The 20,791-nt window shown below is 61.7% G+C and carries 18 protein-coding genes and 4 pseudogenes; 4 read left to right on the forward strand and 18 right to left on the reverse strand.

Going from position 1 to position 20,791, the window contains the following annotated elements:
- Positions 1-3: 3 nt before the first annotated feature.
- The 4 genes from RHM58_RS22020 to RHM58_RS22035 all read right to left on the reverse strand — a co-directional run bounded on the left by RHM58_RS22020 (position 4) and on the right by RHM58_RS22035 (position 3,297).
- On the reverse strand, positions 4-1,359 hold the full coding sequence (locus RHM58_RS22020; RefSeq protein ID WP_201256663.1) for an ATP-binding protein: 1,356 nt from the start codon (positions 1,357-1,359) through the stop codon (positions 4-6).
- Positions 1,335-2,000, reverse strand: coding sequence for a response regulator (locus RHM58_RS22025; RefSeq protein ID WP_201256664.1), 666 nt, complete (start codon positions 1,998-2,000; stop codon positions 1,335-1,337). Before RHM58_RS22025 ends, RHM58_RS22020 begins: the two co-directional genes overlap by 25 nt.
- 69 nt (positions 2,001-2,069) lie before the next feature.
- Positions 2,070-2,504, reverse strand: coding sequence for a hypothetical protein (locus RHM58_RS22030; protein ID WP_201256665.1), 435 nt, complete (start codon positions 2,502-2,504; stop codon positions 2,070-2,072).
- Positions 2,505-2,532: 28 nt separating this feature from the next.
- Positions 2,533-3,297 (reverse strand): hypothetical protein, encoded by a 765-nt coding sequence (locus tag RHM58_RS22035; protein ID WP_201256666.1) that lies wholly within the window; start codon positions 3,295-3,297, stop codon positions 2,533-2,535.
- 166 nt (positions 3,298-3,463) lie between these two features.
- Between RHM58_RS22035 and RHM58_RS22040 the strand changes: the two are divergent.
- Positions 3,464-4,251 (forward strand): annotated as a pseudogene (locus RHM58_RS22040) (DeoR/GlpR family DNA-binding transcription regulator).
- Positions 4,252-4,452: 201 nt separating this feature from the next.
- Here the strand turns inward: RHM58_RS22040 and RHM58_RS22045 are convergent.
- The 4 genes and pseudogenes from RHM58_RS22045 to RHM58_RS22060 all read right to left on the reverse strand — a co-directional run bounded on the left by RHM58_RS22045 (position 4,453) and on the right by RHM58_RS22060 (position 9,052).
- On the reverse strand, positions 4,453-4,902 hold the full coding sequence (locus tag RHM58_RS22045) for a response regulator (RefSeq protein WP_201256668.1): 450 nt from the start codon (positions 4,900-4,902) through the stop codon (positions 4,453-4,455).
- A pseudogene (locus RHM58_RS22050) lies at positions 4,899-7,221 on the reverse strand (ATP-binding protein). The gene RHM58_RS22045 and the pseudogene RHM58_RS22050 overlap by 4 nt, the downstream one beginning before the upstream one ends.
- A complete protein-coding gene (locus RHM58_RS22055; RefSeq protein WP_322268185.1) occupies positions 7,218-7,871 on the reverse strand; it encodes a response regulator transcription factor in 654 nt (217 codons plus the stop codon). The pseudogene RHM58_RS22050 and the gene RHM58_RS22055 overlap by 4 nt, the downstream one beginning before the upstream one ends.
- Positions 7,868-9,052, reverse strand: a complete 1,185-nt coding sequence (locus tag RHM58_RS22060) for a sensor histidine kinase (protein ID WP_201256671.1) — start codon at positions 9,050-9,052, stop codon at positions 7,868-7,870. The genes RHM58_RS22055 and RHM58_RS22060 overlap by 4 nt, the downstream gene beginning before the upstream one ends.
- Positions 9,053-9,225: 173 nt before the next feature.
- On the opposite strand from RHM58_RS22060, the gene RHM58_RS22065 reads away from it, so the two are divergent.
- Positions 9,226-9,744 carry an SgcJ/EcaC family oxidoreductase gene (locus RHM58_RS22065; RefSeq protein ID WP_201256672.1) on the forward strand — a complete coding sequence of 173 codons (519 nt, stop codon included), beginning with the start codon at positions 9,226-9,228 and terminating at the stop codon, positions 9,742-9,744.
- A 51-nt stretch (positions 9,745-9,795) separates the two neighbouring features.
- Here RHM58_RS22065 and chrA read toward each other — a convergent pair whose 3' ends face one another.
- Together chrA and RHM58_RS22075 are read right to left on the reverse strand one after the other, a co-directional pair.
- Positions 9,796-11,142 (reverse strand): chromate efflux transporter, encoded by a 1,347-nt coding sequence (gene chrA, locus RHM58_RS22070; RefSeq protein WP_322268186.1) that lies wholly within the window; start codon positions 11,140-11,142, stop codon positions 9,796-9,798.
- A 407-nt stretch (positions 11,143-11,549) separates the two neighbouring features.
- Positions 11,550-12,443, reverse strand: a complete 894-nt coding sequence (locus tag RHM58_RS22075) for a LysR family transcriptional regulator (RefSeq protein ID WP_322268187.1) — start codon at positions 12,441-12,443, stop codon at positions 11,550-11,552.
- Between the two features lie 100 nt (positions 12,444-12,543).
- Here RHM58_RS22075 and RHM58_RS22080 point away from each other — a divergent pair, with 100 nt between their 5' ends.
- A complete protein-coding gene (locus RHM58_RS22080; RefSeq protein ID WP_201256675.1) occupies positions 12,544-12,948 on the forward strand; it encodes a cupin domain-containing protein in 405 nt (134 codons plus the stop codon).
- Between the two features lie 5 nt (positions 12,949-12,953).
- Here the strand turns inward: RHM58_RS22080 and paoC are convergent.
- From paoC to RHM58_RS22100, 4 genes and pseudogenes are all read right to left on the reverse strand, one after another.
- A pseudogene (paoC, locus tag RHM58_RS22085) lies at positions 12,954-15,150 on the reverse strand (aldehyde oxidoreductase molybdenum-binding subunit PaoC).
- Positions 15,147-16,103, reverse strand: coding sequence for an FAD binding domain-containing protein (locus tag RHM58_RS22090; RefSeq protein ID WP_322268188.1), 957 nt, complete (start codon positions 16,101-16,103; stop codon positions 15,147-15,149). Before RHM58_RS22090 ends, paoC begins: the two are co-directional and overlap by 4 nt.
- Positions 16,100-16,741: an aldehyde dehydrogenase iron-sulfur subunit PaoA gene (gene paoA, locus RHM58_RS22095; RefSeq protein WP_322268189.1), complete on the reverse strand. Its 642-nt coding sequence runs from the start codon at positions 16,739-16,741 to the stop codon at positions 16,100-16,102. Before paoA ends, RHM58_RS22090 begins: the two co-directional genes overlap by 4 nt.
- A 260-nt stretch (positions 16,742-17,001) precedes the next feature.
- Complete coding sequence (locus tag RHM58_RS22100) at positions 17,002-17,853, reverse strand: CAP domain-containing protein (RefSeq protein WP_322268190.1); 852 nt, start codon at positions 17,851-17,853, stop codon at positions 17,002-17,004.
- 153 nt (positions 17,854-18,006) lie between these two features.
- Here RHM58_RS22100 and RHM58_RS22105 point away from each other — a divergent pair.
- Positions 18,007-18,628: pseudogene (locus tag RHM58_RS22105) on the forward strand (cell wall hydrolase).
- 317 nt (positions 18,629-18,945) lie between these two features.
- Here RHM58_RS22105 and RHM58_RS22110 read toward each other — a convergent pair.
- From RHM58_RS22110 to RHM58_RS22125, 4 genes are all read right to left on the reverse strand, one after another.
- On the reverse strand, positions 18,946-19,158 hold the full coding sequence (locus RHM58_RS22110) for a YXWGXW repeat-containing protein (protein WP_322268191.1): 213 nt from the start codon (positions 19,156-19,158) through the stop codon (positions 18,946-18,948).
- 91 nt (positions 19,159-19,249) lie between these two features.
- Positions 19,250-19,723 carry a periplasmic heavy metal sensor gene (locus tag RHM58_RS22115; protein WP_322268192.1) on the reverse strand — a complete coding sequence of 158 codons (474 nt, stop codon included), beginning with the start codon at positions 19,721-19,723 and terminating at the stop codon, positions 19,250-19,252.
- On the reverse strand, positions 19,720-20,154 hold the full coding sequence (locus tag RHM58_RS22120) for a hypothetical protein (protein WP_322268193.1): 435 nt from the start codon (positions 20,152-20,154) through the stop codon (positions 19,720-19,722). Before RHM58_RS22120 ends, RHM58_RS22115 begins: the two co-directional genes overlap by 4 nt.
- Positions 20,151-20,732 (reverse strand): RNA polymerase sigma factor, encoded by a 582-nt coding sequence (locus tag RHM58_RS22125; RefSeq protein WP_322268194.1) that lies wholly within the window; start codon positions 20,730-20,732, stop codon positions 20,151-20,153. The genes RHM58_RS22120 and RHM58_RS22125 overlap by 4 nt, the downstream gene beginning before the upstream one ends.
- Positions 20,733-20,791: the final 59 nt, after the last annotated feature.

The raw sequence follows: 20,791 nt of genomic DNA on the forward strand, positions 1-20,791 counted from the left end.
CGGTCATCCGTTGGCTACGTTTAACCACACCGACACACGCAAACCGCGGTTTTGTACCTCATCGGCGAAGCCCAGGCTAACCCGTGCCCCGGTACGCTGCGCAATCGCCTGAACAATGGACAACCCCAGCCCGGACCCAGCCTCATCGGTCCCCAGGCTGCGATAAAACGGATCAAACACCCGCGCTCGCTCTTCCACCGCGATCCCTGGCCCCGAGTCCTTGATCTGCAGCAGCGCCGTACCGTTATCCATGACCACAGAAAGGTCAATCCGGCCACCCTCCGGTGTATAGCGGATCGCGTTGTCCACCAGGTTCTTGACCAGTGTCATCAGGTCCATTTCGTTGATCAGCACCCGCACGTCCTGCTCACCCTCGACGCCAACGTCGAGGTGTTTTATATCGGCCAGCGGCAACAGATCTTCCAGCACCCGACGATAGACCTCATGCACCGAAACCGGCGACGTCGGCGCGCTGGTTTCGGCTTGCACCTTGGCCAGGGTCAGCAGTTGATCAATCAGGTTTCTGCCGCGCTCAATGCCCCGGCGCAATGGCACCAGACGCTCATGGGCCACGGCCGACATATCGGCGCCAGACAGGCGTTCGGCCTGCAAGGAGAGGGCGGTCAGCGGTGATCGAAGTTCGTGGGCTGCGTCGGCGACGAAGCGGCGCTGGGTTTCCATCGCATTCGCCACACGTTCGAGCAAGCGATTGATCGCCACCACAAAGGGCCGGATCTCGGTCGGCAAATGGCTTTCGTTGATTGGATGCAGTTCCTGCTCGGCGCGCTGATCGATTTCAGAAGAGAGTGTCGCGATGGGTCGAAACAGCTTGCGCACCAGGTCGCCGACCACCAGCAACAGCACCGGAAATAAAATCAAAAACGGCAGCAGACTGCGCCAGGCACTTTCGCGGGCGTCCTTGTCACGGGCGCCGGTTTCCTGGCCAACGGCAATGCGTTCGCCACGGGCGGTGGTCCTGACCAGCACGCGAAACGCTTCGCCGCCGACATTCACCGTGGACAAGCCATCGGCCAGCGTCGTCGGGAAGGGCAGCGGTGCAGTGTCGTCATCGTTACCGGAGGCTTTGTTGCCATCGGCCAGGTGCTGAATAATCAGTCGGGATTCTTCATCGTCGCCGGCAATGCCTTTGCCTTCGGGATATTTCAGCGTCATGTGTTGCCGATCAAACAGCACGGCCACCTGGCGCAAGGTGTCATCCTGCATTTCGTGGGCTTCGTCGAACGCGGAAATGAACGCAAAGACACCGGCCACAATCGCGACGATCAGGATCGCCAGCGACAGGGTGACGGACAGCCTGAGTTGTACCGATTCGCTCAAGCGTTTTTTGAAACCATCCATCCCACACCCCTAACGTTCTTGATGACTTGGCTACCCAACTTGCGCCGCAATGCATGGATCAAAAACTCCACGGCGTTGCTTTCCACTTCATTGCCCCAGCCATAGAGGCGGTCTTCGAGTTCGCTGCGCGAAAGGATCGCGCCCGGCCGGATCAACAACGCCTGCAGCAGGGCGAACTCGCGGGCCGAAAGCTGCACGCCGGGACTCTCTGCGGTCGAGGCTTCTTTGCTGACCAAGTCCAGCGACACCACGCCGTTGTCGAGCACGGACAGGGCGCTGCCGCCCTTGCGCCTTAAAACCGCGCGCATGCGCGCCAGCAACTCGGCCATGTCGAAGGGTTTGAGCAGGTAGTCGTCTGCACCGCCATCGAGGCCGCGCAGCCGGTCGTCGAGGCTGTCTCGGGCGGTGATGATCAGTAACGGCACGGGATTGTTGTTGGCGCGAATGCGGGTCAACACGTCGAGGCCGTCCTTGCCGGGCAAACCGAGGTCGAGCAGCACCAGGTCGTAGTGTTGAGTCTCCAGCGCCGCCAGGGCGGTGAGGCCGTTCTTCACCCAGTCGGCGGCATAACTCGCATCGTTCAGTGCACCGTGGATTGCATCGCCAATCATCGGGTCGTCTTCGACCAGCAGTATCCGCATGTCCCGCTCCGGCAAAAAAAGGCGCGAGGGTCATGACCCGCGCGCCTGTATTGAAGCATCTGTGCCCGGTTACTGCTTCCCTTTCATCGAGTCGAAAGCCTTCAGCAAGTCATCCATCGCAGCTTTGCAGTCACTCTGCTTCGGGCTGCTGGCACGCACGGCATCGAGGGCGCGGTCGATGGCTTTGTCTACCACGTGCCAGTCGCTCGCGGCGCGGGGCTTGATGCCGGCTTCTGCCGAGTCCCAGGAGGTTTCCAGGTCCTTGATGCGGGCCTTGGCGGCGGGCAGATCGTTTTTGTCGACCAGGCCGGCAACGTCGGCGGCGATGTTGCGGAACTCGGACAAGTCGCCGAGTTTAGAGGCCGAACCCTGGGTCATCTCGACCGCCGAAGTCGTATCGGCCTTGGGTTTGTCGGCCGGTTTCGAGCAACCGGTGGCGATGCTCAGCATGAAAATGGCCGAGACAATGCACACGTGACGAATGAGGTTTTGAACGTGGCGCATGGTGATTCCTTAATGGCTTTTGAATGAGTTATTGAGTGATTGCTTTACGATTGCCGACGCTCATTTGCGCTACGGCGACCAGAATGACGATGACGCAGAGGAACAGCGCGCTGGTCCACATGGCACCCATGCCGAGGCCGCCATAGGTTTTGGCCTGGGTCAGCAAGTCGCCCAGGGACGCACCGAATGGGCGGGTCAGGATGTAGGCGATCCAGAAGGTCAGCACCACATTGCCGCCCAAGCGCCAGGCCAACAGGGTGGCGGCGATCAGCGCGCCGAAAATTACCGCGCCGAGGGTGAAACCCAATCCCAGTGCTTCGGTGGCCAGGTCACCTGCCGCGGTGCCGAGGGCAAAGGTGCAAAGTACGGTTGCCCAATAGAACAGCTCGCGCCGTGGCGTGACGATTTCGCGGATCGACAGGCTGTGTTCCACCCGGTACCAGACCCAAAAGTTGACCGCCAGCAGCACCGAAAAAATCGCCGTGCTGGTGTACAGGCTGACGTCGAGCTTGTCGGTCAGGATGTCAGTGATCTGCGTGCCGACGATGCTCACCAGCACCACGGTCAACCAGTAAATCCAGGGTGTATAGGCCTTGGTCCGCAGTTGGCAGAACAGCGCGATCGCCAACAGGACCGCCATGCCGATACTGGTCCAGCCCGCACCGAAGCCGGCATCGACGGCCAGGAAATCGGCGCCGGTTTCGCCCACGGTGGTGGACATGATCTTGATCACCCAGAACGACAGGGTGACCTCGGGGACTTTGTTGAGCCAGCCGGCTAGGGTCGGATTCATCTGGATTGTCTCTCCTGAGCAAGTGCTTTAAGTGCGTGAGGGAGAGGCTACGGGCCGAAACTTAGCTGAGACTGAGGCGCGGGAAATTAATCGGGTGGTGCAGCTGGATTGTGTTTGCCTGGCGCTTTGGCTAATCTCGCATAAACCCGCAAAAGCAGGCATTACCATGCAAGGTCAGCATTCCATCGCCGAGCTTCCTTCGTTGCGTCGGCAGAAAATCCTGTTGATCCTGGAGCGTGACGGCAAGGTCATGGCGTCCGAGCTCAGTCAGCATTTCGCTGTGTCCGAAGACACCATCCGCCGCGATCTGGCAGAACTGGACAACGCCGGCCTGGTGCAGCGGGTGCATGGCGGGCGCTGCCGCGACCCAAGGACACCGGCAAGGACTTCTTCACCCGGGTCGGCGAAACCGATGAGGTGAAAACGAACCTCGCGCAATTTGCTGCCCGGCGCGTGCAGGATGGCCAGATTGTGATGTTCGATTCCGGCTCCACGACGCTGCAGATCGCCCGGTCGCTGCCAGCAGACATCACCATCACTGCGGTCACGGCTTCACCGATGATCGCGATCACCCTGGCCGAATACAAAGGCATCAAAGTGATTCTGGCCGGCGGTCAGCTCAACCCGGCCACGATGTCGGCGAGTGGGCATGAAACCCTGCGATTGCTTCAGGGCATCAAGGCTGATCTGGTGTTCACCGGTGTGTGCGCGATTCACCCCGACGTCGGCATCAGCTCGCTGCATTTCGATGAGGTGCCGGTGAAGCAGGCGATGCTCGACAGCGCTGCCCATGTGGTGGCCGTCACCACGGCGGACAAGCTGGGTGCGGTAGAACCCTTTGTTGTCGCGCCTTGCGGGCGCATCCATACGCTGATCACCGAGCGTCATGTGGCCTCGGGCGATATCGAGTCTTATCGACGGCTGGGGATCGAAGTGGTGCAGATGGACGCATGAAGCGCCTCGAGCATTCAACCTCTGAGCCGTTAAGTCAGGTTGTGTGAGTCAGCCAGTTAACAAACAGAGCGAACGCTGAATAACCTGTGGCGAGGGAGCTTGCTCCCGTTGGGCTGCGCAGCGGCCCCAACGTCTATAAACCGCTGCCGATTTTTGTGAGTGCTGCGCACTCAAGCGCGAGCAAGCTCGCTCGCCACAGGTTTAGCGGTTATGTCGCAGCAACTCGATCTGCTCTGCCGGGATCAGCGTCCTCAAGGTTTTGTAGAGGGCACGGGTTTCCAGCAGGTTCCATACCCGCAGCATGGTTTCCAGGGCATCCAGCGGTTTACTGATGAAGTCCTTGGCGCCCAACGCCAGGGCGCGCAGGCGAGTGTCGCGGGTGGCGTCGGCGGTGAGCACGAGGATCGGCAGGTATTCGCCGTGCGGGATGCGTCGGTTGAGTTGTTCGAGTACCGCAAAGCCATCGAACTCCGGCATGTGCAGGTCGAGAATTACCAGGTCCGGCTCGAAGCTGTTGAACAGGTCCAGGGTGCGCAGCGGCTGGGTGCTGCTCAGCACGTTGGTCAGCCCCTCGCGCACCAGCAGTTGTTCCACCAGATCGAGATTGGGCCGTTGGTCGTCGATGATCAGAATGCGCAGGTCGGTGTTCACACGGGCTCCGGAAAGTACTGGTCGAGGTGGGCGAGGAACGAGGGGACGTGAATCGGTTTGGTCAGCACCGCCGTCGCGCCCGCGTCGCACGAAGGCCAGATGAGTGAGGTCGCTGGCGTCGGCGGTGATCATCAGCACCGGCGTGGTCCGGGTGATCACCGACTGGCGCAAACGCTGCAGAACGTTCAGCCCGTCGATGTCCGGCAGTGAGACGTCGAGCAGAATCAATCGCGGCGCGTGTTGCGCGGCCAGGTCCAGCCCCAGTTGGCCTTGCATGCTCGACAGCAACTTTATCCCCGGCCGGCGTTGCAGCAAGGTTTCGATCAGCGCCAGGCTTGAGAGGTTGTCTTCGATGCACAACACCTTGCCCTGAATGTCAGGGCCGGCGAGGGTGGGGGTCAGTGGTGGCTGCTCGACGGGCGCAGCAGCGGCGGTTTGCTGCAGGCGCACAAAGGGCAATTCCAAGGTAAATCGGGAACCGGCGCCGGGTTGGCTTTGCACGTTCAGGCTGCCGTTCATCATCTCCAGTAGGCTCTTGCTCAGCGCCAGGCCGAGGCCGCTGCCTTCCACGTTCGGGTCGGTCTCGAGGCGTTCGAAGGGCTTGAACAGCTGACCCAAACGATCAGCCGCAATGCCCTTGCCGGTATCGCTCACAGACACGGCAATACGTTGTTGATCGATCGCGACCTCGATACCCACCTGACCCTGAGGCCGGTTGTACTTGATGGCATTGGACAGCAAGTTCAGCAACACCTGAGTCAGGCGTTGTCGATCCGCGACGATTGCTTGGTCAGCGGCCATCGTCGGCAATGGAACCAGATGGATGCCAGCGTCGGCGGCCATCGGTGAGACCAGATTCAGGGCTTCTTGCAGCGCAATCGCCAAGGGCACCGACTCGATGTTCAGTGGCAGGCGCCCGGCTTCGATCTTGGCAATGTCGAGCACTTCGTTGATCAGCGTCAGCAGGTGCTGGCCGGCGCGCAGGATGTGACCGATCTGGGCCTTTTGCCCGGGCGGCGAATCCATGTCCAGCAACTGCGCAAAACCCAGGATCGAGTTCAGCGGCGTGCGCAGTTCGTGGCTCATGCGCGAGAGGAATTCGCTTTTTGCCCGGCTGGCGCGCTCGGCTTCTTCGCGGGCGGTGCGCAGCGCAATTTCGGCGGCGCGGCGGTCGGTAATGTCCCGGGTGATCTTCGAGAACCCACGCAACGCTCCGCTGCTGTCGTATTGCGCAGTAATCACCACGCTGGCCCAGAAGCGGCTGCCATTCTTGCGAATGCGCCAGGCTTCTTCCATGTAGTGACCGTTGCGCGTGGCCTCACGCAGGGCCATGTCGGGATGCTGCGGGCACTCTTGCGCGAGGTAGAACACCGAGAAATGCTGGCCGATGATTTCCTGTTCCGTGTAGCCCTTGATCCGCTCGGCACCGGCGTTCCAACTGGTGACATAGCCTCGGGTGTCGAGAGCGAAAATCCCGTAGTCCTTCACGCCGTCGATGATCAGTCGCAAGCGTTCTTCGTTGTCACGCAATGCGCGCTCGCGTTCGGCCAGTAGCAGGCCGGCCTCCACCAGGCGGGTGCCCAACTGACCAATCTCATCGTTCTCCGGCGGTTGCGGCAGCAACGGCTGACCGAGGGCCAGGCGTTGGGCATTACCCTGGACTTTCTGCACTCGGGCAACGATGCCCTTGGACAAAAACAGCACCGCGACAATGGCGCCAAACAGTCCGCAAAGGGCCGCCAGTAACGTCGAGAACAACAGCCGTTGACGGGTCGCAGACGCGGCGGCAGTGCGCTCGGCCAGCAACGTGTCCTCAAGGGTGAGCATGGTGCTGATGTGTTCGCGCAATTCGTCGAGGATGTGTTTGTTGCTGATCAGGATGCTGGTGATCGCTTCGGGTCTGGCGTCGCGATCACGGAGCATTTCCTCCAGTCCTTCGACTTTGTTGTTGATCAGCGGCGTGATCGCGGTGAGCTGCGCGCGCACCCGTTCATCGCGCACGTTGCTGTCGAGCCGACGCAGGGCTGATTCGATCAGCGGCTTGGCTTTCAGGTAACCCGGCAGGAAATCTTCGCGATGGGTCAGCAGGTAGCCGCGCACGCTGGCGGCCGCTTCGGCGAGCAGGGTGTGCACAGTCTGGATGTCGCCTTGAACCAGCAACACCCGACGCACGTCTTCTTCGGCGCGGGCGGTCTGGCGCTCGGTGATGTAGATCAACACCAGCGACAACAACAGCACCACCAACGGCAGGGAAATCACCACCAGGGCTTTGCCCCGCAGTGGCAGATCGGCCCAGCGCCGGGCGTAAAACACCTTCATGGTTGAGTCACCAGGCCCAACGCAATTCCGCGCACGGCAGCCTGGGTCCGATCTGCCGCCCCGAGTTTGCCAATGACCCGTTCGACGTGGGCTTTGGCGGTGCCGGTGGTAATCCCCAGTTGCTCGCCAATTTGACGATTACTCATACCGTTGGCCACCAGCGCGAGTACCTGGCGTTCCCGTGCGGTCAGGTTTTCGGACGGTGTGCCGCCACTGGCATTGCGCTCGGTCATGCGCCGTAGCAGACGGGCGCTGACTGCGCTATTCAGGGCTTCTTCGCCAGCGGCGACCCGCTGCAAGGCGTCGATCACTTCATCACGGCTGGCGTCTTTGAGCAGGTAGCCCACGGCGCCGGCATTCATCGCCGCTTCGAGGTGATCGGGGCTGTCGTCCATGGTGAAAATCACCACTTTCAATGCCGGCAGGCGTTGTTGAAGCAGGCGTGCGGCGCCGAGGCCGTTGAGCACCGGCATGCGAATGTCGAGGATGACGATGTCGGGCAGCAGCTGTTCGCACAGTTCGACCGCTTCCTGGCCATCACGGGCCTGACCAACCACTTCGAATTGCGGATGACCGGCCAGCAGCGCGACGAAACCGGTGCGTGTGACTTCGTGATCGTCGGCCAGCACCAGGCGTAAGGCTTGGCTCATTGCGGTGTTCCATTCAGGTCAAAAGGTACGCTGACGCGCAGGTGCGTTCCGCATTCGGCACTGCTGACACAGGTGAGTTGCCCGCCCAGCAGGCTCGCGCGCTCCTGCATGGCCGCCAGCCCCAAGTGCCGGGCGCCGGCCGTGTCGAGGCGTTGTTCGACGGCAAACCCTTTGCCGTTGTCGTCCACCCGCAGCAAGGCCTGGCCTTCGTGCAGTTCCAGTGCCAGTTGTGCGTGGCTGGCGTGCGCGTGTTTGAGGATGTTGTTGATCGCTTCCTGGGCGATCCTGAACAAGGCGATTTCCACCTGGCTGGGCAACCGCGCCTCGCAGCGGGTGACCCATTGCACGCTGATCCCGGCATCGCGCAGGCGATCGGCTTCTTTGTCGACGGCTTTGAGCACACCGAAATCGTCGAGCACTGTCGGACGCAAGCCGCCGATCAGTTGCCGGCCTTCCACCACGCAATGCTGGGCCAGCGCCAAAATGGCCTGCAGGTCTGCACCCAAGGTGTCCGGCAGTGTCGGGCAGCGTCCGGCAAAACCTTGCAGGCGCTGGTGCAGCCCGGCGAGGGTTTGGGCCAAGCCGTCATGCAGGTCGTAGGCCACGCGTTTGCGTTCGTCTTCCTGGGCGCGAAACAACCGGTTGACCAGGTCCGACAGCGTGCGATCCCGCGTCTTGAGCGTCGTCAGCAGTCGATCGTTTTCAAGGTGCGCGGCCAGCAGGGTGGCGAGCAAGTGCAGGGATTCGATGTCTTCGTTGTCGGGCGCCCGCAGGCTGACGCTGTTGGCCAGCACCAGTGCGCCAAAGGCATTGCCGTCGCCGCCGCGCAACGGCACCCGCAGCACGTTGGGCAAGGCATCCCCCGGACGATCCTGCCAGCACGGCGTGCGCATTGTGCTGTCGGCAACCGCTTCCAGGCTGTTCACTTGATCGAGGCTGCCATGTCGGGCGGTGATACTGACGCGGCCGCCGGCGTCCCATTCCAGCAGCAGCCCGTGGTCCATCGCAAGGAACGCGCAAGCCCGGGCCAACACGCATTGGCGCATGGCGTCCGGGGCCAGTTGGGTCAACGCTTGCCCGGTGTCCACCAACAATCGCAGGCGCGCCGCGCGACTTTGGGATTGTCGATACTCAGTGCGAAAGGACAGGGCGCTACCGGGGTCGTGCGGTGGGCTTTGCATGGTTCGGCTCCGGATTTAGACAGGCCCGCGGGCGCACGGGAAAGTCATTAAACCTTGTTAACGGGGGCGGGCGCTATCTGCCGAATGGCATAGGCAAATGACTCCGGTTGGCCGATGTCGCACGCTTGGCGAGTCGGCAAAGTGTGCTCATCGACCACCCCTGGAGCATCGTAATGAAATTGAAGATCCCGGCCATCGCCCTGTTTTTTGCCCTCAGCGCCCCGTTTGCACACGCAGCAGAGCCGGCCCCGCACGTTTACCGGTCGGTCGCCAAACAGCCGGTTAATGCCAAAGACCGGGAAATCGCTGGGCTGTTTGACCGCTGGAACAGCGCCTTGAAAACCGGCGATGCGCAGAGTGTGACCGCCCTGTACGCACCGAATGCTGTGCTGCAACCGACGGTGTCCAATCAGGTGCGCACCACGCCCGCAGAGATCAAGGACTACTTTGATCACTTCCTGCCGTTGAAACCGGTGGGCCAGATCAACTACCGCGAGATCCGCCAACTGGGCAGCAACGTGGCCATGGACAGCGGCGTCTACACCTTCACCCTGACCGAGCCAACCGGCAAGACCAAGCATGTGCAGGCGCGCTACACCTTCGTTTACGAACAGGTCGATGGTCAGTGGAAGATTCTCAACCACCACTCTTCGGCAATGCCGGAAGCGCAGGCGCAACACGCGTCGAAGTGATCGTGAACCCAGCGTCCATACCCTTCGAGGGTGGACGCTTTTTGCGATCCGCTAGCGCAACAGGTGCACGGCCAGACCGATCAGCGCACAGCCGATCAAGACCTCGATCACCCCGCGCTTGAAGCGAAACAACGCAATCGCTGCCGCAATGGCAATCAGCAACGAAGGCCAGTCGAGGTGACCGCTGAAGCCATTCGGCCACAGCACGTGGTAGCCGAAAAAGCACGCCAGGTTGAGGATTACCCCGACCACAGCGGCGGTAATCGCGGTCAGCGGTGCGGTGAATTTCAGTTCGTTATGCGTCGATTCCACCAGCGGTCCGCCGGCGAGGATGAACAGGAATGAAGGCAGGAACGTGAACCAGGTCACCAGCGTGGCGGCGAGGGCGCCGGCCAGGAACACGTGGTCGGCGCCGAACACCTGCTGCACATAGCCGCCGATGAAACCGACGAACGCCACCACCATAATCAGCGGTCCGGGGGTGGTTTCGCCCAGTGCCAAGCCATCGATCATCTGCGTCGGCGTGAGCCAGCCGTAATGGCCGACCGCGCCCTGATACACATACGGCAGCACGGCGTAGGCGCCGCCAAACGTCAGCAATGCGGCTTTGGTGAAGAACCAGCCCATCTGGGTAAAGGTGCCATCCCAACCGAACAGCGCGGTGAGAATGCCCATTGGCACCAGCCACAAAACGGCGCCGACGACGGACAGTCGCAACAGTTTTATCGCGCTGAAACGCGCATGTTCAGGTGTCGGGGTGTCGTCATCAATCAATGCCGTGCCGTAGGATTTTTGCGCTGCACCGTGGCCGCCAGTCTTGAACGTTTCCGGCGCCAGACGTCCGCCGAGATAACCGATAACCGCAGCCCCCAGCACAATCAACGGAAACGGCACATTGAAGGCGAAAATCGCCGCGAACGATGCCGCCGCGATGCCCCACAACCAGTTGTTCTTCAGCGCCCGTCCGCCGATTCGATGGGCCGCTTGCAGCACAATCGCAGTCACCGCGGGTTTGATTCCATAAAACAGCCCGGCCACCACCGGCACGTCGCCGAAGGCGATGTACATCCACGACAACCCGATCAGGATGAACAGCGACGGCAGCACAAACAGCACACCGGCAATCACGCCGCCCCAGGTCCGGTGCATCAGCCAGCCGATGTAGGTCGCCAACTGCTGCGCCTCCGGGCCCGGCAGCAGCATGCAGTAGTTGAGTGCATGCAGAAAGCGCCGCTCCGAGATCCAGCGTCGGCGCTCGACCAGTTCCTGGTGCATGATCGAAATCTGCCCGGCCGGGCCGCCGAAACTGATGAAACCGAGTTTGAGCCAGAAGAGGAAGGCTTCGCGCAGGGGAATTGCCTGAGGTTTTGGTTGAGCCTGTTCGAGTACGTCACTCAAGAGAGGAGCCTTTTTTCAGAGACCGGCGGGTTGCTTACAGTAGCGGGGAAGGGCCGGTTCGGATAGTCGGATAGTCGGCTAGGGGCGTGAGGTGGGCGTCGTGGGTGTCGGGCAGGGGCGGACTTCTCGAAATGGCAGCGCGGTGCGCCATTTTAGAGGCCCGGCGGTTCAGAGATTAGTCAGCTAAAAGGCATTTACCCTATTAGGGTGGCTCATGAATCGAGCCACCTGTGAGAACTCTAGCCAGGCAAACCCTGTGGCGAGGGGGCTTGCCCCCGTTGGGTCGCGAAGCGGCCCCGGCATTCTTCCAGTCTTACCGTGCAAGCAGGTATTGCGACTGCTTCGCAGTCGAACGGGGGCGAGCCCCCTCACCACAGGTTTTGGTGAATGCTCAGGTGTGGGGCGCTTCAGCCCTTATAACGCAACGCATCCAGCAACAGCGCAAACGCCGGTGACGCCTGCCGGCGGCTCGGGTAGTAGAGGTGGAAACCGGCAAACTGTGGGCACCAATCTTCAAGCACTCGCACCAATCGGCCATCCGCCAGGTGCGGCGCCACCAGGTCTTCAGGGATGTAACTCAAGCCGAATCCATCCAGCGCCGCGTTCAGGAGTTGATAAACACCGTTGAACGTCACCTGGCCAGACACCCGAACATTCAGGCTTTCCCCGGCCTTTTCAAACTCCCAGGCGTACAAGCCACCGTTGGTGGGCAGCCGCAGGTTGTTGCATTGATGCTCAGTCAGGTCGCGAGGTGTCTGGGGACTCGAGCGGTCGGTAAAGTAGGCCGGCGAACCCACCACGGCCATGCGCATGTCTGGGCCGATACGGGTGGCGATCATGCCTTGGGCGACGTCTTCGCCCAGGCGCACACCGGCATCGAAACCTTGCGCGGCGATGTCGACAAAGCTGTAGTCGCAACAGACTTCGACCGAGATGTCCGGGTATTTCGCCAGGAAAGGTTTCAACACCGGCCACAGGATGAACTCCAGCGCGTGGTCCATCGCGTTGAGGCGAATATTGCCGGCCGGTGTGTCGCGCAGGTCGCTGAGGGCCGCCAGCTCAATTTCGATTTCTTCGAAGTGCGGGCCGATGGTTTCCATCAGCCGTTGCCCGGCTTCGGTCGGCGACACGCTGCGGGTGGTGCGGGTCAGCAGACGCAATCCCAGTCGCGCTTCCAGGCCACGAATCGTATGGCTCAGCGCCGATTGTGAAACCCCCAGTTTGGCGGCGGCCTTGGTGAAACTCCGCTCCCGCGCAACCGCCAGGAAGGCGAGCAGATCATTGGCGTTTTCCCGCAACATCCATGAGTCCCCCTCATAAGTCTTTTCGAATTGTAGCGGCTAATCAGGAGAATACGCGGCTGATAGATTGAACGCACTTTCATAGGCTCAGGAGACCCCGATGCTGACCGTTACCCCCAATGGCTCTCAACCTTCGGCCAAAGGCCCCGCCGACTATTTCACCGGGACCGTGCGTGTCGATGCGCCGTTCAAAGGCACCGAACCGGCTCAGGTCAGCGGCGCCACAGTCACCTTCGAACCCGGTGCCCGTACGGCTTGGCACGCTCATCCGCTAGGGCAGACGTTGATCGTCACCGCAGGCTTGGGTTGGGTGCAGGAATTGAACAAACCCGTCCAACAAATCCGGCCGGGCGACACCGTATGGATTCCACCCCATGTGAAACATTGGCATGGCGCCACCGCCACCACCGCCATGACTCACATCGCGATTGCCGAAGTGCAGGACGGCAAAGTGGTGGACTGGATGGAGCAGGTCAGCGACACGCAATACCCTGCCGCGCAATAACCCCTTCAGATCATCGCGGGCAATTTATCCAGGATCTTGTCCAGCGTGATGGGATACTCCCGAACCCTTGCGCCGGTGGCGTTGTAGACCGCGTTGGCGATGGCCGCACTGACGCCGCACAACCCCAGTTCGCCGACGCCTTTTGCCTTCATCGGCGACGAATAAGGGTCGGTTTCATCGAGGAAAATCACTTCTTGATGTGGGATGTCCGCATGCACCGGCACCTCATAGCCAGCCAGGTCGTGATTGACGAAAAAGCCCTGGCGCTTGTCCACAGCCAGTTCTTCCATCAACGCCGCGCCCACGCCCATGGTCATCGCGCCGATCACCTGGCTGCGCGCCGAGGTCGGGTTGAGGATTCGCCCGGCGGCGCACACGGCCAACATGCGGCGTACGCGGATTTCCCCGGTGGCGCTGTCGACTGCGACTTCGACAAAGTGTGCGCCAAAGGTCGATTGCTGGAACTGTTTGGCCAGATCACCAAACTCGATCGAGTCTTCGGCGACTATTTCTCCGGCCTGCGCGGCATCGCGCAACGGCACGCTTTTATCGCTGGCATGCACCTGGCCATCGGTGAACAGCGCATCCTCTGCGTTCATGCCCAGCCGTTGCGCGACCGCTTCGCGCAGCTTGACGCAAGCGGCATAGACGCCCGCCGTCGAGCAGTTTGCGCCGAACTGGCCGCCAGAACCGGACGACACCGGAAAGCTCGAATCGCCCAGGCGCACGACCACGTTATCCAGCGGCACGCCCATCATTTCCGCTGCCGTCTGAGCAATGATCGTGTAGCTGCCGGTGCCGATATCGGTCATGTCGGTTTCCACGGTCACCGTGCCCTGGCCATCAAGCCGAACCCGTGCCCCGGACTTCACCAGATTGTTATTGCGAAAAGCCACGCCGACACCCATGCCGATCAGCCAGCGACCGTCACGTTGTGTGCCAGGTTGTGGGTGACGCTGGCTCCAGTCGAACTGTTCGGCGCCGGTGCGCAGGCATTCGATCAGTTGCCGCTGCGAGTAACGCCGTTCTGGATTGGTCGGGTCGACCTGGGTGTCATTGAGGATGCGGAACTCGATGGGGTCGAGGTTCAGTTTTTCGGCCATTTCGTCCATGGCGATTTCCAGCGCCATCAACCCCGGGGTTTCGCCCGGCGCGCGCATGGCGTTGCCTTCAGGCAGGTCGAGGGTGGTGAGACGCATGGAAACCACGCGGTTGGCCCCGGCGTACAGCAATTTGCTTGGCTGTGCAGCCCGCTCGACTTTGCCGTCGGGCAAGTCGCCCGACCAGCCTTCGTGGGCGATGGCGGTGATTTTGCCGTCGCGCGTGGTGCCGATACGGATTCGCTGAATGGTGGCGGGACGGTGCGTCGAGTTGTTAAACATCTGTGGCCGGGTCAGCGCCACTTTCACCGGCCTGCCGGCCATACGCGCGCCGAGGGCGGCGAGCACCGCATCAGCCCTGAGAAACAGTTTTCCGCCGAAACCGCCGCCGATGTAGGGCGAGATCAACCGCAGGTTTTTCCTGGGCATGCCCAATGTGGTCGCGATGTCGGTAGCGGCCCAGTCGATCATTTGATTGGAGGTCCATACCGTCAGTTGATCGCCGTTCCAGACCGCCATTGAGGCGAAGGGCTCCATCATCGCGTGGGCCTGGTCGGGGGTGGTGTAGGTCGCATCCAGTTGCACCGGCGCGGCGGCAAATGCGCCCTCGAAATCGCCGTGGACAACATCTGGCATATCCTTGGGTTCCAAACCGGAGTCGCGAATGCTGGCGAGATCGAAGGCGCCGTCGGTACTGGCGTAGGTGATGTCGAGCAACTGCGCGGCGGCCCGCGCTTGTTCGAAGGTTTCAGCCACGACTAATGCGACGGCCTGGTGATAATGCTCGATGTCGGGTCCGGCGAGCAGTTTTGCGGTGTTGTATTTGCCCTTGCCGAGTTTTCCCGCATTCGCGGCGGTGACAATCGCAATCACCCCCGAGCGCAGACTTCGCCTCTTCAAGGTTCATCGATGTGATGCGGCCCTTGGCGATGGCCGAGCCGACCACGAAGCCATAAGCCGGGTTCGAGGCGACGTCGTGGTGTTCGTAGGCGTAAGGCGCGCGTCCTGTGGTCTTCAAGTGCCCTTCAATACGTGTCGTTGGCTTGCCGACTACCTTCATCTGGTCGATGGGGTTGGTGCCGGCCGGGGTCTCGAACTTCATGCGTGAGTCCTCGCTTGCGCCATCACCGAAGCGAGCGTGCGCTCGACCAGCGTCAGCTTGAAGGCGTTTTGATCGGTGGGTGTGGCCCCGGCGAGCAACTGCGCCGTGACCGCTTTTGCGCCTTGGGACATGGCGGCTTCGGCGCTCTCGTTGCGCCAGGGTTTGTGCGCGACGCCGCCGAGCGCGATACGGCCTGAGCCATCGTTCTGAATGACCGCAGCCACCGAGATCAGGGCGAAGGCGTAAGAGGCGCGGTCGCGAACCTTTTGGTAAATGTGCGTGCCGCCGAGTGGTGCGGGCAGCGTGACGGCGGTGATTAACTCGTGCGCGCCGAGGGTGGTTTCGATGTTCGGTGTATTGCCCGGTAGGCGATGCAAGTCTGCAATCGGAATGCTTCGGGTGCTGCCGTCCGGGCGGACTGTCTCGACCTGTGCGTCGAGCAGCCGCATTGCTACCGCCATGTCGCTGGGATGGGTGGCGATGCAGGCTTCGCTGACGCCGATGATCCCGAGCGGGCGACTGAATCCGCCGATGGCCGAACAACCACTGCCGGGCTGGCGCTTGTTGCAGGCCTGATTCGTGTCATAGAAGTACGGGCAACGGGTGCGTTGCAGCAGGTTGCCGGCGGTGGTGGCGACATTGCGCAACTGGCCGGAAGCGCCGGCGAGCAGGGCGCGGGAGAGCACCGCATAGTCCTTTCTGATCCGCGGGTCGGCAGCCAGGTCGGTGTTTCGTACCAGTGCTCCGACTCGCAAACCACCCTCAGGCGTGGCTTCAATCCGGTCCAGGGCAAGGCCGTTGACGTCGATCAGGTGCGTCGGCGTCTCGATGTCCAGCTTCATCAGGTCCAGCAGATTGGTCCCGCCGGCAATGAACCGCGAGCCGTTGATCTGCGCCGCCAATGCCGCGGCTTCGGTTGGGGACTGGGCGCGAGAATAGGTAAAGGGTCTCATGCGCTAGCCTGCGCAACGTCGGTGATGGCCTCGATGATGTTGGAGTACGCACCACAGCGGCAGATATTGCCGCTCATGCGTTCCTGCAATTCACTGGCGATCAGCCGGGGTGGTTCGGTAAGGCTGGGGCTGGCATGACTGGGAATCCCTTGGCGGATTTCCTCCAGCACGGCGACAGCGGAACAGATTTGCCCCGGCGTGCAATACCCGCACTGGTAACCATCGTGCTTGATGAAGGCCGCTTGCATCGGGTGAAGTTTTTCAGGACTGCCAAGGCCCTCGATGGTGGTGATTTTCGAGCCCTGGTGCATGACCGCCAGGGTCAGGCACGAATTGATCCGCCGACCATCGGCAATCACCGTGCAGGCGCCGCACTGGCCGTGGTCGCAACCCTTTTTGGTGCCGGTCAGTTGGAGGTGCTCACGTAGCGCGTCGAGCAGGGTGGTACGGGTATCGAGGTCCATGTCGTGCAGTTCGCCGTTGACCTCGATGGACAGTTTTGACAGGACCGGCCGTGCGGCGTTGGCGGCACTGGCTTGCGCGCAGATGAAGGGCGGCAGGGCGATGGCCGTCGCGGTCACGGCGCCGATAATTAGAAAGGTGCGGCGGGAAATCGGCTTCTGCTCACGGGCGTCCATGGGGTCGATTCCTCTATCTGGCGTTTTTCGCGCAGCAACGTGCCTGCGCCATGGCGGTACTCGTTAGTAAGAGTGACCTGCGCGCGAGCGAAATGTTTTTGCGTTATTCGTCTATAGAGTTATGCGTAGGGCTCATGAATCGTCAGAACTGTAGAGCGAAGCTTGCTCGCGAAAGCGGTATATCTGTCACATCGTCGCAGGATGTGCCGCCGTCTTCGCGAGCAAGCTTCGCTCCTACAGGGGAGGAGTGCGCTGGAGATTTATTGAGTACCAAACATCGCCGTCCAGTAAATCCCCGCATCGCTCTTCGGGTCCACCGCATACGCTGCGCCCAGTTCACGGAACTGCGGGTTCATCAGGTTGGCGCAGTGCCCTGGGCTGCCGAGCCAGCCATCGACGACTTTGCGGATGGTGTCTTGCCCGGCGGCGATGTTTTCGCCGATTTGCTGGTAACTGTAGCCGGCGAGTTCAGCCCGGTCGCCCGGCGTGCCGCCCGTGCGGTCCTTGTGGTCGAAGTAATTGTTGTTGGCCATGTCCCGACTGTGAGCTTCGGCGGCAGTGCCCAGCGTGGCATTCCAGGCCAGTGGCGCGGTGGCGGCAAACGGTTGGCCGCCGCACTGCCGCGGCTGGGCGCGGGCGGCGTTGAGCAGTTCGAGGAGTTTTTGGCCTTCGGCCGAGGCGTCGCCCAGACGCCCGCTCAACAGCGGACGAGCGAGCACAATGCGCCATTCGCTGCCGGAGCGGCTGACCCCGACATCAATGAATTGCGGGTTCAGCACCACTTGGCAGAAGCTCTCCTGCACAGCCTTCATGGCCGACAGCGCATCACGCGGGCCGGACAGGGTGATCGCCTGCACGTTGACCATCGGATAGCCCGCACGGGCCATCGACTGCTGCAGGTCAACGGCGCCGCTGGCGGGCAGGATCAGGCGCGGATCGGCTGCCAGCGGTGGCAGCTCCGGCGAAGCCTGGCCGCCGCAGCGCTGTGCCTGGCTGCGATAGGTGTTGATCGACTGAACCAACTGCGTCTCGTCAGTGGCCAGGGCCGACGTGGCAAACACCAGGCCCGACGACAACGCCGCAACACGCAAAACGGATGATAGAACGCGCATGAAAATCCCCCTTGAACGGACTGCGCCCATGATGCGCGATTTCGCCCCTCACAGGGCAACGGGTTTTTGCCGTTTGTGGGGCGTTTGATGGCGCGATTTGCCGGCTACAATTAAGCGAAGTCGGCCATCGACGTCCTACAGAGCCTGCCCATCATGCGCCTCCCGTGGATAGCAACCTGCCTCGCCCTTACCCTGCTTGCAGGCCAGGTCATCGCTGATGACCAGGAGCAAAAAAGAAGTCGCGGTGGACAAGGCCCAGGTCCTGGAACAGAAAGCGGCCGAGAAGGGCGGTGAAGCACCGGCGCCGAAAAAGGCCGAGACCATCACTCAGTCCGAAGTCCAGGCCGTCGACCCGACGGGCACCGCGCCAATGGACGAGGCCATCACCTGCCTGGCCCGCTCCATTTATTGGGAGGCCAAAGGCAAGGACTCCGCCGCCATGGAGGCCGTTGCCAACGTGGTAATGAATCGCCTCGGGCACGAGGGCTTTCCGGATACGGTATGCGGGATCGTCAAGCAAGGCTCGGAAAAGCATGCCTGCCAGTTTTCCTGGTGGTGTGACGGCAAGCCAGACACGGCCCAGGAAGAAGCGCCTTACGCGATCGCCAAGGAAATCGCCAGAAAGGCGCTGAACAAACAGCTACCGGATCGCACCCACGGCGCGATGTATTTCCATGACAGGACGGTGAAGCCGAATTGGGCGCATAAATACATCAGGACCGCCCAGGTCGGGCTGTTCACGTTTTACAAACCCCATGACGGTTCGGCGAAGTAGCGTTTCTCGCTCAGACGTGACTCAGCGCAATGGCGAAAGACACCACGATCATGCAGGCAATCGCCAAATTGAAGTTCATGACAGAGTCGTCCGAGCGGTTAGGGGAGCGGCTATCGTGAACAGGTCGAGGCGAAATGAAAAATTCGCTTTGGTGATTTGTATGATCGAAAGAAATGATGGGTTATCGGCGAGGGTGCAATATCTGCACTGACTGTCAGTCCGCCTTCGCGAGCAAGCCCGCTCCCACAGAGGATGTATGACCGACACAGATCCAATGTGGGAGCGGGCTTGCTCGCGAAGGGGCCATCAGCGCCTATTCAGTAAGCCCGCCAATGCCCCGGCACCCACATCCACTGATTGTGCCCCCAACGATAATGCCCGGCTACCCAGTGGTAACCCGGTGCCGGCATGACCGGCACGACTTCAACCAGCGGCGGCGGCCGGTGCGGGCGTGCTGGCTCGACGATGCAGCCTGACAGGGTAATCGCCGTGAGACTGGCGACGATGAGCGTCTTGAATGTTCGCAGCATGGCTGGATTCCTGGTTTTCATACTTGCGAGCGCCTGAGTGGCAGGCTCGCAAAGGTTTAACGTCGGCCGACGGAAAATCCGTCGCCAGCGGCTAATTCTTGTTGGCGGCCTTGCCCTTGGCGTTACCCCGCGCATACAGCGAATCAGCGAGGGTTTGCCGCTCTTTGGCCGGCAATGTGGCGGCGAAGTCCGCCAGGTTGGCGTCGACCTTCGCCCGCAGCGTGATGTCCGCGTCACGGGCCTTGGCCAGATCGCTGTCCAGCGCGGCGCGATCCAGCGTCGGCGCTTGTAGCTGACGCACCACGTCGAGCCGTGCATCGCGGCTGGCGGCGATCAATGCCTGATTCTCGTCTCGAGTCTGGCGCAGCAACTGGCGCAGTTGATGGCGTTTGGCGGGCGGCAACTGCAACATCACCTGGCGCACGCCGTGTTGCGGCAGTACCAGCGCGGGTTTGGCCTGGCTGTGCCACTGATAGTAACCGCCGACCGCGCCGCCGATCAGGAACACGTTGAGCACTAGCGACACCGCCAGCAGGGCTTTGAAATGCTTGGGTGGCTGGGTCACTGGTCACTCTCCTCGGCGTTGATACTCATGACGATATCGGCATCGCTCTGCTCAAAAATGCTGGGCAGGGCTTCGGATGAGCTCGGCAACGGCAGGCCCAATGAAACCACCAGCATCCCCGCCGCAATGCCGGCCAGGCCAGCGCCGACGAAACCGATACGTGACAGCCAGCCCGGATGCCGGCCCCAGAACGACGGCGGTGCGGCCGCTGGCGCTGATGCGACGATGCGCCGAATCAGCTCCGGCGTCGGTGCGGCGACCCGATGGCTATCGAGCAGACCATCGAGCCAGCGCGCCTGGTTCAAGGCTTCAAGTAACTCGGCGTTGCCCTCGGCGAGTAACGCCTGAGCGCCGGCGCGCTCAGAGGCGGGCCAGCGTTGCAGGTCGGCGCCGTAGGCATCGGCCAGATGAGTGAACCGTTCGGGCGTCATCTTTTTCCCCTCCTTAGGCGCGCGGGGTCGTGGGCATCGACCAGATGATTGCGCAAGTTGCGCCGTGCCCGCGACAGCAGGCTTTCCAGTGCATCGACGGTAATGTTCATCAGCGCCGCCGCCTCGATGTTCGACAGGTCCTGGTAATAAGTCAGCACGATGGCTTCGCGCTGGCGGTCGGGCAACGCGGCCAGTGCAGCCGCCATCAGTTCGTTGCGCGCGCTGGCTTCCAGTTGCTCTTCCGGCAGCGGCGCAGGGTCCACCGGCTCGGGCAACTCATCGTTGTCTGGCAGGGGTTGTTCTTTGCGACTGCGCAAGCGGTCGTAGCACAGATTGAGCGCGACCCGATGCAACCAGGTGTCAAACCGTGCCTGCCCGCTACGCCAGTTCGCGGCCTGTTTCCAGATCCGCAGAAAGCTTTCCTGAGCGACGTCTTTCGCTTCATCGGCATCGCCCAGCAAACGACTGGCGAGTGCCAGCAGACGGGGCAGCTTGCGCGACACCATCTCGTTGACGGCCTGTGCCTCGTTGTTGCCGATACGGGCCAACAACTCGACGTCCGGATCAGTTTCGTTCAAATGACAGCTCTCGGTCCGGTGGCGGGATCAGATTGTGCCGGGCAGGGAAGGGGACGAAC

The organism is Pseudomonas sp. 10S4, from assembly GCF_034344865.1.
Lineage (GTDB): Bacteria > Pseudomonadota > Gammaproteobacteria > Pseudomonadales > Pseudomonadaceae > Aquipseudomonas.